Raw genomic sequence first — 16,755 nt, 5'->3', positions numbered from 1 at the left:
AAAATTAGTTACAACAATTATCTGCAAACTTATTCTTCGCCTGGGTCTGCTACGTGTACTAATTGCTTACCTGTGTTTTCGCCTTTAAACAAGCCCAGAAATGCATCTGGTATCTGGTCAAAACCATCTGTAATAGTCTGTTCATACTGTAGCTTTCCATCTTTTACCCAAGCAGCCAACTCTTTTACGCCCTGTCTAAAATCACTGGCGTAGTCGCCCACAATAAAGCCTTTCATAAGCGATTTGGTTCTTAACAGGATTGGTTCAACACGAGGCCCTGTTGGTTGTGTGGTAGTATTGTAAAGAGAAATCTGGCCACAAACAGCAATTCGGGCAAAGTTGTTGAGCAGCGGATAAACTGCATCAGAGATTTCTCCGCCCACATTATCAAAGTAGATGTCTACCCCATCCGGGCAGGCAGCTTCCAGAGCCGCTGCTATGTTATCTGTGGTTTTGTAGTTGATGGCTTCGTCAAAGCCCAGTTTACCTTGCAAGTACTTCATTTTATCATCTGATCCGGCAATACCGACTACACGGCAGCCTTTAATTTTAGCAATCTGCCCGACTACGGTACCTACTGCACCTGCTGCCCCGGATACCACTACTGTTTCACCTTCTTTAGGGTCGCCGATGCGCAGCAAGCCAAAATATGCCGTAAGCCCGGGCATACCCAATACACCTAGGTAATACCCAAGTGGTGCCAGGTCCGGATCTATTACATTCAGGCCTTTGCCCTGAGAGATGCTGTAGGTTTGCCAGGGCAGGCGCCCCTCCACTATGGTTCCTTTTTTATACTGATTATTCCGGCTCTCTACCACCTCTGCCACAATGCCTCCCATTATAGGCTCATGCACTTTATAAGGTGCCGCATACGATTTTGCATCGCTCATACGACCACGCATATACGGGTCTACAGAAACATAAAGAGCTTTTAACAGCACCTCTCCCTCCTGTAGCTCTGGCAAGTCTTCTTCTGTAAATTTAAAGTTTTCCTGCGTCGGCATGCCTTGTGGGCGGCTGTTCAGTAAAATGCTTCTTGTTTTCATAATTTGCTTATTGATAACTATAGTTACACGCAGAACCAGCAACATGAGTTATATTAAAGAAGTCATGAAGCAAGAAGCCAGGCTTCTTGCAAATTTGTTATTGAAACGTAAAGCCGGAATAGCGACCCTAAGCAAGTAGCTATTCCGGCTTTACGTTTCGTACGCCAACGCATTTTATAAATTGCCAGCCTTAAAGCTTATTTATTAATGTAGGTGCTTGATTTGACTTTTTTAGCTACAACAGTGTACTCTCTGGCCTCTTTTCCGTTTTCTGCTATAACAGTGTATGTTACCGGCTTCTTAAAGCTATGAACGGTTTCGCCACTTTGCTGCACAACGCCATTTACTCTAACCGTAGCACCATCTGCTACCTTAAATACGGGAGCCAGTTTCTTAAGCTTAGCACCCTTAGGAGCATAAACCACAATGGCATTGTCATTGATAGTAGTACTGTCACTATTGGAAGTTCTAAAAGAATAGATTTCAGTTACATCACTTAACCTTCTGGGTTTTCCTGTTATTACGCCATCGTACATGTTTACCATCTCGTCCAGGAAAACGGCTGCGGTATCTTCGTAAAATCTAACAAAGTCATCAGCTTCTTTATGCCTTGGGTAAGGTGCAAAGTGGTGTTTGGTATGTCCGTTTCGCCAGGTAGCCAGAAAAGCAATACGGCTTGCTTTGGGGCTGGCCTGTATAGTATTTAGTATCGTTTGTGTGTAGAAATTATCTATTTCCAACATATCTGTACCATCGTCGTTCAATCTGTCGCCAAACTCGGTTAGCGCTGCTATTTTACCTCTTTCATCCGCATATTCCACTATACCAGCCAAACCCTGCTGAAACTTCTCTCTGGTAGCTGCTGTACTGTCTCCGAAATAGTAATCTACTCCAAACATATCTACATAGTCATCTCCCGGGTAAATCTCCATGTAATCTGATTTCTTCTGAATCGGCCCCAGGTCAGGAGAATAAGCATAGATCAGATTATGCACGTTCAGGGTATCCCGCAGGTAACGTACTGTAAACTTCCAGATGTCATTGTATTCTTCTGTGCTGGCGTGTGGCTTTCCCCACCAGAACCAGCTACCATTATGCTCATGAAAAGGTCTGAAAATAACAGGAACAGCTTCTCCGTTCCTGCCCCGGAGGCTTTTCATATAAAAGGCCAGTTTATTTAGATTGTCCTTATACCATTCATGGTGCTTGCCTCCCGGAGAAATAGATTTCACCACATTATATTCTGGTTTGATCTCGTTCCAGTAGAACGTGTTATTGACCGGGTCGCGCATGTGCCAGCAAAAAGTAACCACTCCTCCCCAGTTATAAGCTTTTACCATCTGGTTAAAGTTGTCAGGTATTTCATACAGTTCTTCACTGGCTATTTCGCTTACATCTTCACTAAACAAGGCCGGATGAGAACCTGTCACCTCTTTTACATCTGATTTCTCGCCTGTCCCATCGTCGTGCCAGTTAGTGCTATCGGCATTTATACCATAAGCCGTTGCATCGTGCATGCCAAACAGATAGTTATGATTGCTACTTAACTTCCCCAGGTTTTTATAAAGGTAAACGGTTTCTTTTGTAGCTTTTGAGTCAACTAAAGGGTTATCAGAAAGCTTAACAGAAGCCTCTATCAGCACAAGCTTATCTGCTACACTGTAAGCAGCAGAATCTAGCTGCTTCTGTTCCAAGCTGCTAACTTTAGCCAGTAAAACCTTTGCGCTATTAATAGACTTTTGAATGATTTCTTTAGATCCGTTGGGATATTCTCCCTCGCCAATACCCTCTTTGATATGATTTTTTAGGCTTATAGCAGAACGGATAGCTCTTGAAAGATTAGTAGTGTCGGTAGGTGATACATAATAATCACTTCCGTAGGAGCTATAGGCCCACAAAAGTGTAAGCGTAAAAAGTATTTTTTCCATGGGTAAAGTTTCTGTTTAATGAATAAGGATACAGAAAATAAAGAAATCTTAAAACTTGACTGTATCAGATAAGAGCACAGCAGTAAGGTCCGTACAAACATTTGCTAAAAATGGTCAACTATTTACATGCTGCGTACAAGGGCCTTCTTTATCCTGTCCTGCTAAAGCAAGAAAGGCTTCTCTCTAGAGAAGCCTTTCTTGCTGATAAGTAACATGAAGTTAGATAACCTCTAACGCTTTAGGCAGCTTAAAATTCTGCGCTCCTTTGTAGGTTTGTAAAAACAGTGCCAGCTTATCCATTGTTTCATTCAGTTCCTCCACTGTAGGCAGGTACACCACCCGGAAGTGATCAGGCTTGCGCCAGTTAAAGCCACTCCCCTGCACCAGTAGTACCCGTTGCTCACACAGGAAATCAAGCACAAACTGCTGGTCATCCAAGATATTATATTTCTTTACATCAATCTTGGGAAACATGTAAAAAGCACCCTTTGGCTTTACACAGGTAATTCCCGGAATAGATGTTAATTTTTCGTAACACATGTCGCGCTGGCGGCGTAATCTGCCGTTTGGCAACACCAGGTCGTTTATACTCTGGTAGCCTCCCAGCGCTGTCTGAATGGCAAACTGAGAGGGCGCATTGCTGCATAGGCGCATACTGGCCAAGGCATTCAAACCTTCTATATAAGATCTGGCATCACCTTTTTTCCCGCTGATAACTACCCAACCTGCACGGAAACCAGCCGCCCGGTAATTTTTAGACAAGCCACTAAAAGTTAGAAACAAGGTATCGTCCGAAAGTGCAGCCGTTGAGTAATGTGCTGTGTCATCATACAAAATCTTGTCATAGATCTCATCCGAAAACACAATAAGCTTATGCTTTTCAGCGAGTCGTACTATTTTTTCCAACACGTCAGACGGATAAACAGCACCTGTAGGATTATTGGGGTTGATAACGACAATACCCTTTGTGCGGCTTGTTACTTTACGCTCCATATCTTCCAGGTCCGGGTACCAGTCTGACTGCTCATCGCAAAAGTAGTGCACCGCCTTTCCCCCGGATAGCGTTACCGAGGCTGTCCAAAGTGGGTAGTCAGGAGAGGGAACAAGTATTTCATCACCTGTATTTAATAACGCCTGCATGGCCAGTAAAATCAGCTCACTAACCCCATTACCAATAATAATGTCATCAATATTTACATTGCGGATGGCTTTGCTCTGGGCGTAATGCATAATGGCTTTGCGGGCAGCAAAAAGGCCTTTAGAATCTGTATAACCCTGCGCATTGCGCAGGTTCAGTATTATATCATGAATAATCTCATCAGGTGTGTCAAAACCGAAAGGTGCCGGATTCCCAATGTTCAACTTTGTAACTTTGTACCCCTGACGCTCTAGCTCCTGTGCTTTTTCAAAAATTGGCCCGCGGATTTCGTAAAATACGTTATCCAGCCGTGTGCTCCGCTGTATCATATAAATGAAGTTTCCCAAAAATAGTGATTTGGGGCACTCCACCAACAGCAAGAGTATAAATTGTGTTTCAAAAAGCAGGAAATTATATAAAACGATGCTTTTTACAGTAAGGTCATAAAAAAGCACGTGCTATATTTAATATAGCACGTGCTTTTTTATTTATTCATCCACAGATGCTTACATGGCATCTGTTATTGCTTTAAGGTCGCGGGCTTCCTGCAAATGTTGTTGTAAAATAGGCAAGCCAGTTTCTGCAAACGCTCTGAGTTCGTCATCATCTAACTCGTTAGTTGCTCTTTCGTAAAGCTCCACGGCTTCTTCGTGTGCCTGCACCTGTGAGTCTGCAAAATCTTTATCAAACTCTACACCATCTTTACCTGCCAGCCTGTCTCTGATAGCTCTTTTTTCTTCTGTTAAGGCGGTGGGCATAGTAATGTTCTTTTCATCTGCCAACGTACTAAGAAGCGTGTTTGTCTGCATGTGATCGTCTACTATCATTTGCCCGAAGTCTACTACCATAGAAGTCTCGGATTTGTCTACAGCCATCTGCCCTGTCTGGATTTCGAACATGTCTGTTACAGCAGCTTGCTGTACAAATTCTTCCGCACTTAGGTTCAGTCCAATATCACCGTCATCATCATCACAAGAAGTTACAGCCACAAGAGATACCAACAATGCAAATATTTTCCAACTTTCAAATACTGTTTTTTTCATAATTCAATTTTTAAGTTTGTGATAGTATAAATAGCTAAAGTGTTCGGAGTTTGGATAATGGGAATCGCTCTGCTGTCTTGATCTTTCTCTCTTGTTCCGCTTGATGTATAAACGGGCACAACCTTCTCTCGTTACCCGAATAAATACGTAATTTACTTATCTGAATATTCATTTATAATAAAAGTCTATACCTGAATAAAAGCTACAGTTACTGTAAACTACTTGAGAATTATGACCTCCACTACCATAACTAAAAGCACAGCAAGCTAACTGGTGAGTCGGTATTCGGTAAATTATAAGAACAAAAAAAAGTACAAATACATAAAACCATCATAAAGGCTTCATTCCTGAAAACCAGTACAAAACGGTATTTATTGATAAACGTGTCCGATAGAGTTAAACTAAACAGAAGCTTTTAGTAACGGATTATCCTAAAGGCTCCCAGCTAGGTTGAGAATCATTACTTTAGGGTTGCCAGAATGAACCAGGTTCAGAAAGGATGGGGTAAACTTCATAGCCACTGCCCTGCTTCAAACGTACCAGGTACAGGTAATCAAACCCTTCAGCCACAGTTGGTATCTGCAGCTTCTTATGTGTACCATAAATGCCTCTATCTGGCACCAGGAATCTACCTGTGCGTTGGCTGTTTCGTGCTAAGGCTTCTTTCACACTTGTTTCAAAATAGTATCCCGTCACCTCATAACGGGCTGCTTTGGCTAGTTCTATGTATTTTCTCCGCTCTTCTGCTGTAGGGTTTGTATTGTCTATCACAAAACGCTGTTGTGTCTTCAGGCAAGCCTGCAAAAACAGGTTCTCCCGATAGCGTGTCCGCAGCAGGTCCAGGCTAATACGGACATGTGTATTGAAGAAAAGTTCTTTATAAAAAGTTGATTTACCACTGGCTTGTATGCCACAGAAGATAATGGCCTGCATGAAGTTTACTGTCAGTTGCTACTGTTTACTACACCAGCAACAACGGGTTACATTCGTTGCCTATAGATTTATTTAAATACACAACCGCTGCCACAACTTCACAAATCAAAAAGCCTCCACAAAGTTACCCTTAGGGGCTTTGCAAAGGCTTTTTGATACTAAAGAGAAAAACCAGAGCTGTGCTATAGCATTAACTATTCGTTTCTGTTTGGTTTCCTGTTCTGCCAAAAGTATTATCCCGGCTGCTGTAGATGTTTAAGCTTTTGTAGTTCACACTATTCACTCTGGCTCCCGAAGAGCCTGCTAGTGTACCTTGTGAGCAACTTCCATTTCTTCCCTGCACATCGTTCCCACGCATGCATCCTGAACCATATCTCAGACTACCCTGTTCCATGTCGTCATTGCCTGCTCCTAGAAAATACTCGTAATCAGGTGCCGAGCCTAAACTAGCATAGCCTTTCTGTCCCCTTACTTCTTCCATGCATCATCAAGATTAAAGGTTATTTAAATAGTTATTTATGATACTACACGCAGAATTATAATACTACACGCAGAAGAATTATCTGCTTTTTAAAATCCGAATAGTAAAAGCAATTAATCTGATGCAAATGACCTATCAAGAAGAGTATACGTATTCAGCTAAAAATAGCTGTTATGGCAGGCATCATTACGACAAAAAAATTAATGATTAATATTGTACCACCAGTACATTGTACAGATTCATTCTCAGGAATTTGCTACAGGTTATAGTACAGTAATTAATCTTATCTGAATCTGTATTTTAATAAGTAAAAGGCTAAGGCAGAATGTTTGGCTTAAGCCATCGTTTATCCCTTACTATCAACTATATAAAGACAAGGCTTATTTACTGATGACCAGTAAATATACAACATTAATTATATTAAATATAATTAATTCACATCAACATAACTACAACTACTAGTTAACGAACCACTTATACAAGCAAAAGAACTTATATTGTTAGCCAACTTTGGCAGAGGTTTTGTAACCTCTACGTAGCACATTCACCTCTCCCCTTTCAAATATTTACGTCTGGCAGAAACGTGTCTTACCACATATTTTACTCTTGCTGTACAAAGTAAAGTATTGCTTTGTTTACCAAGTCCGGCTTTTCGTGGTGAAGCCAGTGTGTGGCATCTTCCAGAGCTAATAAGCGTCCGTCTTTGCACCTTATTATGCTTTGAGCTGCCATTCCTTGGTTTAGGAACTTGTCCTTTTTACCCCAGATTATTAAGGTAGGAATACTGACATCTTCATTTAAATCAAATTCACTAAGCTTATAAGCCCTGTACCAGTTTATCATGTTGGTTAAAGCTTCAGGCTGCTCCCAGGCTTCTTTGTAATGTGCCAGATCATCCTCAGAAAAGGTATTGTCATTAGCAGTAGATAGCATGCTTTTTTTCAGCATTTCATGGTCAAAAGCACCGCTAACAAACTCTGGCAGCGCAGGTAGCTGAAAAAAGCCTGTATACCAACTCATCAACATCTGTTTAGGGTTCTTTTTCAGGTTTTCCTTCATTACTGCCGGGTGCGGCATATTAAGAACAATGAGCTTTTCCAATAGCTGCGGATGCAGCATAGCTAGTGTCCAGGCCACCGCACCGCCCCAATCATGTCCCACCAGGTAAACCTTTCTGTCAGTCAGCTGCCGGATCAGAGCCACAATGTCGTCTGTCAGATTCTTGATAGTATATGATTCCACGCCGGAAGGCTTACTGCTTAAATTGTATCCTCGCTGGTCTGGTGCTACTGCCCGAAAGCCTTTTTCAGAAAAGTAGGCTAACTGCTTATTCCAGCCATACGAGAACTCAGGAAACCCATGCAGAAACAAAATAAGGTCTCCCTCAGCTTTGCCGGATTCTGCCACATGTAAGCTAATGCCATTAACGAGGTATTCTTTCTCACGCACATCCATATTTTAATTAATTGGTTTGAGTTACTTACTACGGATATCAGATAAAACAGCACTTCCTTTAAGCATGAACAACAGGTAGATGAAAACCAAAAGCTAATATTATTAGTATAATAAACTAAAAATATTAGTAAACTATATATATATTTGTCCTTTGTTAGATGAAAAAACTGGAACTATGAGAGAATCACCTTGTACATTACAAACCAACATACCTCTGCCCTTTGAGATTTTGTCGTTGCAGGAAGAAAGTGATCTGGAGCTACCGCTAATGCAGTCTTGTGTAGCAGCTGGCTTTCCCTCTCCCGCTGATAATTACCTGGAGGATCATGTAAATCTGCAGCGCCTGCTCATCAGCAATCCATCTGCTACTTACCTGGTACGGGTACGAGGTGAGTCTATGATCGATGCCAGGCTGTATGACGGAGACCTGCTAGTGGTAGACCGTTCCTTAGAGGCCCAAAGTGGGCAGGTGATTATAGGGGTAGTGGACGGAGAGTTTACAGTAAAACAGCTGGTACTCCGAGGAGATGTATTTTATCTGCAACCGGCAAACCAACAGTACCCACCTTTGAAGCTAACCGATGAAATGGATTTCAAACCCTGGGGTGTGGTGGTGTGGTCGCTGCATAAAATAAAAAGAAACCTATGAAGAAGCTATTTGCCTTGGTAGACTGTAACAACTTCTATGCCTCCTGCGAGCGGGTATTTAAGCCAAAACTAGAGGGAAAGCCCATTGTAGTGCTGTCTAACAACGATGGCTGCATTATTGCCCGCTCCGCAGAGGCTAAAGCACTGGGCATACCTATGGGGCAGCCTGAGTTTATGACACGAGAACTGGTGAAGCAGCATCATGTAAAAGTGTTTAGCAGCAATTACGCCTTGTATGGCGACATGTCAGCCAGAGTGATGCAAATACTGGCTACGTTCTCTCCTGGTATAGAAGTTTATTCTATTGATGAGGCTTTTCTTGATTTAAGTAATCTGCTCTCACAGGATTTACAGCAACATGCTATGAAACTGTGTCAAACTGTAGTTAAATGGACAGGTATACCTGTGTCTGTAGGTATAGCACCCTCTAAAACGCTGGCTAAGCTGGCAAACCGAATGACTAAAAAGTCAGGAGAAAAACAAGCGGTAGCCATACTACAGGACACGAAGGAGATAGAAGATATATTAGCCCGCACGAAAGTAGGTGATGTGTGGGGAATCGGGAAACGTAATGCACACAAGCTTGCAGGCTTTGGGATACACACTGCTCTTGATTTAGCACAGGCCTCAGATGCTTTTGTAAAAAAGCACCTGACAGTAGTAGGCCTCCGCACCGCTAAAGAATTACGAGGAGAACCATGTATAGAACTGGAGCAGACACCGGACAGCAAGCAAAACATCTGCACCTCTCGCTCTTTTGGCAACCCTACCACTAACCTGGAACATATACAGGAAGCAACAGCTTACTATGCAACACTATGTGCTGCCAAACTGCGCCGTCAGCAGAGTTGTGCCAAAGTACTTACGGTGTACCTGCAAGCTTATCCCTTCAAGAACAAACCTGCTTATTACAACAGTAAAACTATTATGCTGCCTGTAGCCACAAACAGTACCTTAGAGTTAATAAAGTATGCAAATATGGCCTTGAAGCCTCTTTACAAGAAAGGCTATCGCTACAAAAAAAGCGGCGTGATTGTATCAGAGATTTGCCCGCAGGCAAACGCACAACTCCCCCTATTAGACACAATAGACCGAAGTAAGCACCAACGCCTGATGCAGGCAGTAGACAGTATCAACAGTACCTGGGGCAGGGATACAGTTACAACCGCAGCACAAGGTGTGTATGACCAGGAGAAACGACCTAACCCCTGGGAAATGAAGAGTATGTACAGGTCAGAACGCTATACTACACACCTTAATGAACTGCTGTGCGTGCAGGCATAGTAGCTGTTGATTTATTTTCAGTTAACTTGATACAAGCTGTGAAATCAGAAGAATACTTAAAAGGCCGGGGAGCTCAGTACAACCCTGCAAACCCGTACCTGAAACAAGAGTACGTGGCAGAGCACATAGAGGGGCTGGATGAGCCTATGCTATCCAACTCTAAAACTCAATTTTTTAAAGAGCATCCGAAGAAAATAGTAAACAAAGTAGATAGCCCCGACCTTGGCTTGGGCTACTCTTTAAACCCTTACCAAGGCTGTGAACATGGCTGCATTTACTGCTATGCCCGTAACACGCACCAGTACTGGGGCTATGGTGCCGGGCTTGATTTTGAACGTAAAATCATCATCAAAGAAAATGCTCCAGAAGTACTGGCACAGCAGTTAGAAAACCAGAACTGGAAGGTAATGCCAATTATGCTGGCAGGCAACACCGACTGCTACCAACCCATAGAAGCTAAAAAACTGTTGACCAGGCGCATACTCGAAGTGCTCCTACAGTACCGCCACCCAGTTAGTATTATCACCAAAAATGCACTTATACTTCGGGATCTGGATCTGTTGCAGGAGTTAAGTAAGCTGGACCTGGTGCATGTGAATATTAGTATTACTACCCTGGAAGAGAAAGTAAGGCAAAAACTGGAGCCACGAACGGCTTCAGCAGCTAAAAGGCTGGAAGTAGTACGGCAATTAAGCACGGCAGGGTTGCCAGTAAATGTTATGGTAGCCCCTGTTATTCCGGGCCTTACCGACTCAGAAGTTCCCGCCATTATAAAAGCCGCTGCCGAAGCTGGCGCCAGCAATGCGGCTTATAATATAGTGCGCCTTAATGGTAATATCGGTCCTGTCTTCGAAGACTGGATAAAAGAGGCATTTCCAGACAGAGCAGAAAAAGTACTAAAGCAAATTGCCGACTGCCACGGTGGCCAGTTAAACGACAGCCGCTTTGGTACCCGTATGCGTGGAGAAGGACAGTTTGCAGAAACCATTGCCAAACTTTTCAGAATAAGCAGGCAAAAGTTTATGCCCAACCGCCAGATGAGGCCTTACAACTACAACCATTTCTGTACAAAAGCAGGTAAGCAATTGGGTTTGTTTTAAAAGCAAAAGCGGAGGCAGCTTTTTAGCTGTACCTCCGCTCTTGTTGTTAGTCATTAGTTTTGGACTGGCTTATAAAGCATCTTTGATTTTGTTAATCATGCCTGCGCCCATAGAGCCAGTCATTTGCTCTGTCTGAGCATGACCTCTTGGATCTGGTGGTCCTAGCTGAGGCTCGCCACCTTCTGGCATAGCACGCTTAAATTTAAATTCGCCTTTACCGTCCATAGATGGACCTGACGCCCAACGAGAATTCATCATTTCATTGGCATCATCTTCCAGGTCATTTACTTTGGTTGATACGAATGCATAGTTGAAATTTTTGTTCTCTTCAGTTTGCGGGAAGCTATTCGGAATAGGGTGTACACCATTCAGTCCGCCTAATTCTTCCAACACCGCCAGCCATTGGTTCTGGTGCATTGTATCCCGCGCAATCAGGAACGCCAGCATGTCTTTCATACCATGGTCATCAGTAGCTTCCCAAAGGCGGGTAGCCAAGGTACGTCCTGTAGACTCTGCCTGTACGTTTGCATACATGTCCGCAGCCAAATTTCCGCTACCTACTACCCAAGAGCCGTTAAAAGGTACTCCATTACTATCTACCGCCAACGCTGCCAAACCAGATGATAAAACGTGTCTTGGATTCATACCACCCATAACAGCTCCAATAACGCTATCTTTGGCCATTTCATCTTTCATAGACATTGGTGCGCCTTCCAGGTTCAGAGCGACTGCAGTAGCCAGCATTTCTATATGTGCTATTTCTTCTGTACCTGTTTCCATTAACATGTCACGGTACTTTTTAGGACCTCTGGACCCCCAGGCCTGAAATAGATATTGCAAACAAACTCTTATCTCACCTTCAATTCCCCCTATAGCTTGCTGAAGCATATTAGCAAAAGCTGGATTTGGTTTATCCACTCTTACTTTGTACTGTAATTTACCATCGTGATAAAACATAAATTTGTCTCGTTTAGATTAAACATATCAAAGGATACGCGGTAAGGCTGCAGTTGTTGTTGCAACGCCGTATTGATTTTGTCTATACAACATAGATAAAATCAATAATTAATAATCTATATAATTGAATAATAAAGTAAATATATTCAACTATTTACGCCTTAACAATTAAAGATAACAACCCAAACCAATGTAACCTCTGTTTAGCATTATAGTATGTATGCAGGGCCACATCCCACAACTCAGCACCTCTACTAATAAAGACAGACTAACACATGCAAGAAGGTACAGACGTTGTTGTCAAAAATTGGGCAGAAGCACAATCAACACTTTTTGATCATAGCTGGAACGACAAAATCCATCGGTTCAGATCTAATTATGTGTTTAGAGGCACAGGAAACATGAACTTTGACCTAAGCACAAGTATCTCCCGTTTAGGGCCACAGCACGACAAGCTGGAGCCACATATTTTACGTAACTTCAGGAAATATGCCCACAATAACGCCTCTCCTGGCGATTCCATCTGGAACTGGCTGGCAGTAGCACAGCATCATGGCCTGCCTACCCGGCTCCTGGACTGGACTTACTCTCCTTTAGTAGCACTGCACTTTGCAACGCAGGATTTGTCAAAGTATAATGAAGACGGGGCTATATGGTGTATGAATTATGTAAAGTCAAGAGAGTTTCTGCCTATGCCCCTCAAAAAAGCTTTACAGGAAGAAGGGTCAAACGTTTTTACACCAGAAGTACTGGAGCCTGTTTGCCCCTCGTTAAAAGCGTTAGCCAATTTTCAGGAAGAAGACTTTGTTTTATTTATGGAGCCTCCATCTTTGGATGCCCGCATTGTGCATCAGTATGCGCTGTTTTCTATGATGTCAGATGTAAAGGCTGAGCTTAGTAACTGGCTGCAGCGACATAAGGAATTGTATTTCCGAGTGATTATCCCGGCAGAGGTTAAGTGGGAGATACGAGACAAGTTGGATCAGGCCAATATTACAGAGCGGGTGCTAATGCCTGGGCTATCAGGGCTCAGCGAATGGTTGAAGCGGCATTATACACACATATAAATTTTTATAGCCTGTAATTTTCTGAATATGTGAACAAATAAGAAAATACGTCAGAAATAATTCCTATTTTCACTCCACGTTACACCCTTATGATTGATGTTGATGAATCTGCGTTGGCTGATTGGTAATACCTCTTACTTTAAAACAAAGAAAACACTTACCCTGCAAAAAGACAGCTTCTGGTTCTTATACAAGAAGTACAACAATATACTAAAGTCTGCTTCAGTCTTACTCTGCAGCCTGATATTGTTAAGTGCTTGTAGCCAGGAACCAGAACAGGCAGCAAAACAAGATGAAACAAGAGCAGATTCTACTTCTACAGTACAGCCATCTGCTTCTATAACTGCTCCACCAGATAGCACCACAGCACCAGTTGCTGCTGCACCTGAAAAGGCTGCTGTACCAGAAGATACCACTTGGAACTACCCGGGCCCGCGACCACTTAAAGGGGCTATACTTCCGCATAAACGTATTATAGCTTATTATGGCAACCTGCTTTCGAAGCGTATGGGCATATTAGGGGAACTGCCCCCAGAACAGATGCTGGAGAAAATGGATAATGAAATTGCCCAATGGGAAGCAGCCGATTCTCTTACACCTGTACAACCTGCGTTACATGCCATCGTCGTAACGGCACAAGGGCATCCGAGTGCTGGCGGCAAATACAGGCTGCGGATGACCAACAAAATGATTGATGATGTGCTGGAGATAGCAAAGAAACGTAATGCTATTGTTTTTCTGGATATACAGGTTGGCCAAAGCACTTTACAGGAAGAGATTCCTGCGCTGGTTCTTTACCTGCAACTGCCAAATGTGCATTTAGGTATAGACCCTGAATTTTCTATGAAAGGCGGAAATGTGCCTGGTAAGAAAATCGGAACGTATGATGCCGAAGATATTAACTATGCTGCTGATTATCTGGCACAGTTGGTAAGAGAGCATAACCTGCCACCTAAACTGTTGATTGTGCACCGTTTCACACAAGGCATGATCACAAACAGTGAGAACATAAAATTGCACCCAGAAGTACAAATTGTTATGCACATGGACGGTTGGGGCCGCCCACAGTTGAAAACCGATACCTATAGACGCTATATTCAGCAGGAACCAGTACAATTCACAGGATTTAAACTATTCTATAAAAACGATCTCAAAAATGGCTCTCGCATGATGACTCCTGAAGAGATCCTAGCCTTAGAACCTAAGCCTTTGTACATTCAATACCAGTAAGAGGAGAATTAACGCTGCTTTTTAAAAGAAACTATTCAGCCTTGCTGACAGCTTAGCCATACAGGGTTAAAGAATAATAAGTTTACTAAGAGTTAGCCGCAATAACTTTTTACAAAAAACAGGTCTGAAAAGAGTAAAAAGGTCTGAAATTTGCGTTAAGTCTATAGAGCAATCTCTCGCTATACTTTTACAGAATTTTAAAGGCATAAGAGAGCGCCAGAAACCTAGAACATGGGAATATATGACGCGGTTATTTCAGCCTTCTTTACTTAAACAGTTCGTAATCCGATTTATTCAGATCATCATCGTGTTTCCGATGGCGGTACTGCTAAGCTTTTATGTGCCACCTTATGGCTCTATGGATTATGAGCTCCACTTTATGCTGTGCCTCGTAGTAGCTACTGTTGTGTCGCTAATCATTACAAAAGTTAGCCCGAAACTTACTGTACTACTGTTTGTCGTCATACTAGGCACTTTGGTGTACAACAGCACTTTCTACGATACAAATCTGGAAGGCATTTACTCTGATTATAATGCCATGCTTGTGAACATGACAAGTAACCCACATAAGGTTTCTTACTTCAAACCAGTGCGAGGCACTTATTTTCAGGAGCACCGGGTAAAAAGTGCCGTACAGTCCACACACCCTAAGGTACGCGCCTTTGCAGTAGAAAACTCTACACGCTATTTTAATGATGAGTATTATCGCAGGTTTGGTAAAATAACCCGGTACTTCTCTTTATTTAAACATGTGCGCATGAACTGGCGGTATGTAAACGACCCATTAGGCATGGATTACTACTCTCCTCCTACAGAAAGCCTTCGCTTGCTGGCAGGTGACTGTGATGATTATTCTATTTTAATGGCCTCATCCATCATGTCTATTGGAGGTGAAGCCCGTGTCGTAATTACTACCGGGCACATGTACACAGAAGTGAAAGTAGGCACTATTGATGATTTGGAAAAAGTAAGCCTTGCTATTCGCACACTCTTCCCAGATGAAGTGAGCGGGGGGAAAATACACTTCCACGAAACAGGTGGTGAACTCTGGATTAACTTTGATTATACTGCTGGTTACCCTGGAGGCCCTTTTCTGGATCCGGAGCTTTACAGTGTAATCACCTTTAACAACTAAAAAGCAAAGCAATAAATATAGCTATAAACAGATTTTACACGTACATTATGGCAGCCGCTTGACAAGCGGCTGTTTATTTTTTAAAATTAGCCCACACAAAACAAAACGCACATATGCCCAAAATCCTGATTATTGATGATGAACGGGCCATCCGTAGCACATTAAAAGAGATTCTTGAGTTTGAAAGCTATACTGTAGATGAAGCGGAAGACGGTGAAAAAGGACTACAGCTCTTAGGCAAGTCAAAGTACGATGTGGTACTTTGTGACATTAAAATGCCTGGCATGGATGGTATCGAAGTGTTGGAAAAAGCCATGGAACAAGTACCAGACACACCATTTATTATGGTGTCTGCGCATGGCACTATAGATACAGCCGTAGAGGCCACTAAAAAGGGAGCCTATGATTTTCTGCAGAAACCACCTGACTTGAACCGCCTGCTGTTAACGGTACGCAATGCTCTGGATAAGGCTAGTTTGGTAACGGAAACAAAGATTCTGAAAAAGAAAATTTCCAAGAATTACCAGATGGTTGGCGCGTCAGAAGCATTGGGGCGGGTAAAGCAGGCCATTGAAAAAGTAGCCCCTACTGATGCCCGTGTATTGATAACAGGCCCTAACGGATCAGGCAAGGAACTGGTAGCACGCGCTTTACATGAGAACAGTAACCGCAGCAACGGTCCTTTAATTGAAGTAAACTGCGCGGCCATACCCGGCGAGCTTATCGAGAGTGAACTGTTTGGCCATGAAAAAGGCTCCTTTACGTCAGCGGTAAAGCAGCGCATTGGCAAGTTTGAGCAGGCCAACGGAGGTACTTTGTTCCTGGACGAAGTAGGCGATATGAGCCTATCGGCGCAAGCTAAGGTACTACGTGCCCTGCAGGAACACAAAATTACACGCGTAGGCGGAGATAAAGATATACAGGTAGATGTACGCGTTGTGGCTGCGACCAATAAAAACCTGCTGGAAGAAATTGAAGCAAAAAACTTCCGGGAAGACTTGTACCACCGCCTGGGCGTGATCCTGATACACGTGCCGCCTCTTAACGACCGGCGCGAAGACATACCAGACCTGGTGCAGAAGTTCCTGAACGACATTGCTAATGATTATGGCAACAAGCCTAAGACGATCACTCCTGACGCGCTGGAATATTTACAAGGACTGGATTGGAGAGGTAATGTCCGGGAGTTACGTAACGTGGTAGAGCGCCTTGTAATTATGAGCGGCCCCGAAGTAACTGCTGAAGATGCAAAGGCTTATGCCCGGCCAGTAGTAAGTTGATTAAACTAATTTCGAAAAGCCCCTCTGCTG

Annotated in this window: 15 protein-coding genes; 7 read left to right on the top strand and 8 right to left on the bottom strand. The window is 43.0% G+C overall.

The window, feature by feature from the left end; genetic code table 11:
* Positions 1 to 29: 29 nt before the first annotated feature.
* The 7 genes from LN995_RS05920 to LN995_RS05890 form a co-directional block, all read right to left on the bottom strand.
* On the bottom strand, positions 30 to 1,046 hold the full coding sequence (locus LN995_RS05920; RefSeq protein ID WP_229959370.1) for an NADP-dependent oxidoreductase: 1,017 nt from the start codon (positions 1,044 to 1,046) through the stop codon (positions 30 to 32).
* A gap of 197 nt (positions 1,047 to 1,243) precedes the next feature.
* Complete coding sequence (locus tag LN995_RS05915) at positions 1,244 to 2,974, bottom strand: glycosyl hydrolase (protein ID WP_229959369.1); 1,731 nt, start codon at positions 2,972 to 2,974, stop codon at positions 1,244 to 1,246.
* A 219-nt stretch (positions 2,975 to 3,193) separates the two neighbouring features.
* Positions 3,194 to 4,441 carry a pyridoxal phosphate-dependent aminotransferase gene (locus tag LN995_RS05910; RefSeq protein ID WP_262910424.1) on the bottom strand — a complete coding sequence of 416 codons (1,248 nt, stop codon included), beginning with the start codon at positions 4,439 to 4,441 and terminating at the stop codon, positions 3,194 to 3,196.
* A gap of 177 nt (positions 4,442 to 4,618) precedes the next feature.
* A complete protein-coding gene (locus LN995_RS05905) occupies positions 4,619 to 5,155 on the bottom strand; it encodes a DUF4142 domain-containing protein (protein ID WP_229959368.1) in 537 nt (178 codons plus the stop codon).
* A gap of 465 nt (positions 5,156 to 5,620) precedes the next feature.
* Positions 5,621 to 6,088, bottom strand: a complete 468-nt coding sequence (locus LN995_RS05900) for an AAA family ATPase (protein ID WP_229959367.1) — start codon at positions 6,086 to 6,088, stop codon at positions 5,621 to 5,623.
* Positions 6,089 to 6,278: 190 nt separating this feature from the next.
* On the bottom strand, positions 6,279 to 6,569 hold the full coding sequence (locus LN995_RS05895) for a hypothetical protein (protein ID WP_229959365.1): 291 nt from the start codon (positions 6,567 to 6,569) through the stop codon (positions 6,279 to 6,281).
* Positions 6,570 to 7,169: 600 nt separating this feature from the next.
* Complete coding sequence (locus LN995_RS05890) at positions 7,170 to 8,024, bottom strand: alpha/beta fold hydrolase (RefSeq protein ID WP_229959363.1); 855 nt, start codon at positions 8,022 to 8,024, stop codon at positions 7,170 to 7,172.
* A 175-nt stretch (positions 8,025 to 8,199) separates the two neighbouring features.
* On the opposite strand from LN995_RS05890, the gene LN995_RS05885 reads away from it, so the two are divergent.
* Genes LN995_RS05885 through LN995_RS05875 form a run of 3 tightly spaced genes read left to right on the top strand, consistent with a single transcriptional unit; the run spans position 8,200 to position 11,056 of the window.
* Complete coding sequence (locus LN995_RS05885) at positions 8,200 to 8,673, top strand: LexA family protein (protein ID WP_229959361.1); 474 nt, start codon at positions 8,200 to 8,202, stop codon at positions 8,671 to 8,673.
* Positions 8,670 to 9,956, top strand: a complete 1,287-nt coding sequence (locus LN995_RS05880; protein WP_229959359.1) for a Y-family DNA polymerase — start codon at positions 8,670 to 8,672, stop codon at positions 9,954 to 9,956. The genes LN995_RS05885 and LN995_RS05880 overlap by 4 nt, the downstream gene beginning before the upstream one ends.
* Before the next feature lie 38 nt (positions 9,957 to 9,994).
* Entirely contained in the window at positions 9,995 to 11,056 is a 1,062-nt protein-coding gene (locus LN995_RS05875) for a PA0069 family radical SAM protein (RefSeq protein ID WP_229959357.1), read from the top strand.
* Positions 11,057 to 11,125: 69 nt separating this feature from the next.
* On the opposite strand, the gene LN995_RS05870 is transcribed toward LN995_RS05875, so the two are convergent.
* Positions 11,126 to 12,013, bottom strand: coding sequence for a manganese catalase family protein (locus LN995_RS05870; protein WP_229959355.1), 888 nt, complete (start codon positions 12,011 to 12,013; stop codon positions 11,126 to 11,128).
* Positions 12,014 to 12,288: 275 nt separating this feature from the next.
* Here LN995_RS05870 and LN995_RS05865 point away from each other — a divergent pair, with 275 nt between their 5' ends.
* The 4 genes from LN995_RS05865 (at position 12,289) to LN995_RS05850 (ending at position 16,725) form a co-directional block, all read left to right on the top strand.
* Positions 12,289 to 13,080: an FRG domain-containing protein gene (locus tag LN995_RS05865; protein WP_229959353.1), complete on the top strand. Its 792-nt coding sequence runs from the start codon at positions 12,289 to 12,291 to the stop codon at positions 13,078 to 13,080.
* A 102-nt stretch (positions 13,081 to 13,182) separates the two neighbouring features.
* Positions 13,183 to 14,310, top strand: a complete 1,128-nt coding sequence (locus LN995_RS05860) for a hypothetical protein (protein WP_229959351.1) — start codon at positions 13,183 to 13,185, stop codon at positions 14,308 to 14,310.
* A gap of 241 nt (positions 14,311 to 14,551) precedes the next feature.
* A complete protein-coding gene (locus LN995_RS05855) occupies positions 14,552 to 15,445 on the top strand; it encodes a transglutaminase-like domain-containing protein (RefSeq protein WP_229959349.1) in 894 nt (297 codons plus the stop codon).
* Between the two features lie 113 nt (positions 15,446 to 15,558).
* Positions 15,559 to 16,725: a sigma-54-dependent transcriptional regulator gene (locus LN995_RS05850; protein ID WP_229959347.1), complete on the top strand. Its 1,167-nt coding sequence runs from the start codon at positions 15,559 to 15,561 to the stop codon at positions 16,723 to 16,725.
* The last annotated feature ends 30 nt before the right edge of the window (positions 16,726 to 16,755 follow it).

It is taken from the genome of Pontibacter silvestris, assembly GCF_020907275.1.
GTDB classification, from domain to species: Bacteria; Bacteroidota; Bacteroidia; order Cytophagales; family Hymenobacteraceae; genus Pontibacter; species Pontibacter silvestris.
This window is presented reverse-complemented; position numbering and strand designations above follow the sequence as displayed.

What these genes read in the sequence shown, in the direction of transcription:
- LN995_RS05920 (WP_229959370.1), bottom strand. Translation starts at nt 1,046, where the DNA reads ATGAAAACAAGAAGCATTTTACTGAACAGCCGCCCACAAGGCATGCCG.
- LN995_RS05910 (WP_262910424.1), bottom strand. Translation starts at nt 4,441, where the DNA reads ATGATACAGCGGAGCACACGGCTGGATAACGTATTTTACGAAATCCGC.
- LN995_RS05885 (WP_229959361.1), top strand. Translation starts at nt 8,200, where the DNA reads ATGAGAGAATCACCTTGTACATTACAAACCAACATACCTCTGCCCTTT.
- LN995_RS05880 (WP_229959359.1), top strand. Translation starts at nt 8,670, where the DNA reads ATGAAGAAGCTATTTGCCTTGGTAGACTGTAACAACTTCTATGCCTCC.
- LN995_RS05855 (WP_229959349.1), top strand. Translation starts at nt 14,552, where the DNA reads ATGACGCGGTTATTTCAGCCTTCTTTACTTAAACAGTTCGTAATCCGA.
- LN995_RS05915 (WP_229959369.1), bottom strand. Translation starts at nt 2,974, where the DNA reads ATGGAAAAAATACTTTTTACGCTTACACTTTTGTGGGCCTATAGCTCC.
- LN995_RS05895 (WP_229959365.1), bottom strand. Translation starts at nt 6,569, where the DNA reads ATGGAAGAAGTAAGGGGACAGAAAGGCTATGCTAGTTTAGGCTCGGCA.
- LN995_RS05850 (WP_229959347.1), top strand. Translation starts at nt 15,559, where the DNA reads ATGCCCAAAATCCTGATTATTGATGATGAACGGGCCATCCGTAGCACA.
- LN995_RS05905 (WP_229959368.1), bottom strand. Translation starts at nt 5,155, where the DNA reads ATGAAAAAAACAGTATTTGAAAGTTGGAAAATATTTGCATTGTTGGTA.
- LN995_RS05865 (WP_229959353.1), top strand. Translation starts at nt 12,289, where the DNA reads ATGCAAGAAGGTACAGACGTTGTTGTCAAAAATTGGGCAGAAGCACAA.
- LN995_RS05860 (WP_229959351.1), top strand. Translation starts at nt 13,183, where the DNA reads ATGAATCTGCGTTGGCTGATTGGTAATACCTCTTACTTTAAAACAAAG.
- LN995_RS05900 (WP_229959367.1), bottom strand. Translation starts at nt 6,088, where the DNA reads ATGCAGGCCATTATCTTCTGTGGCATACAAGCCAGTGGTAAATCAACT.
- LN995_RS05870 (WP_229959355.1), bottom strand. Translation starts at nt 12,013, where the DNA reads ATGTTTTATCACGATGGTAAATTACAGTACAAAGTAAGAGTGGATAAA.
- LN995_RS05890 (WP_229959363.1), bottom strand. Translation starts at nt 8,024, where the DNA reads ATGGATGTGCGTGAGAAAGAATACCTCGTTAATGGCATTAGCTTACAT.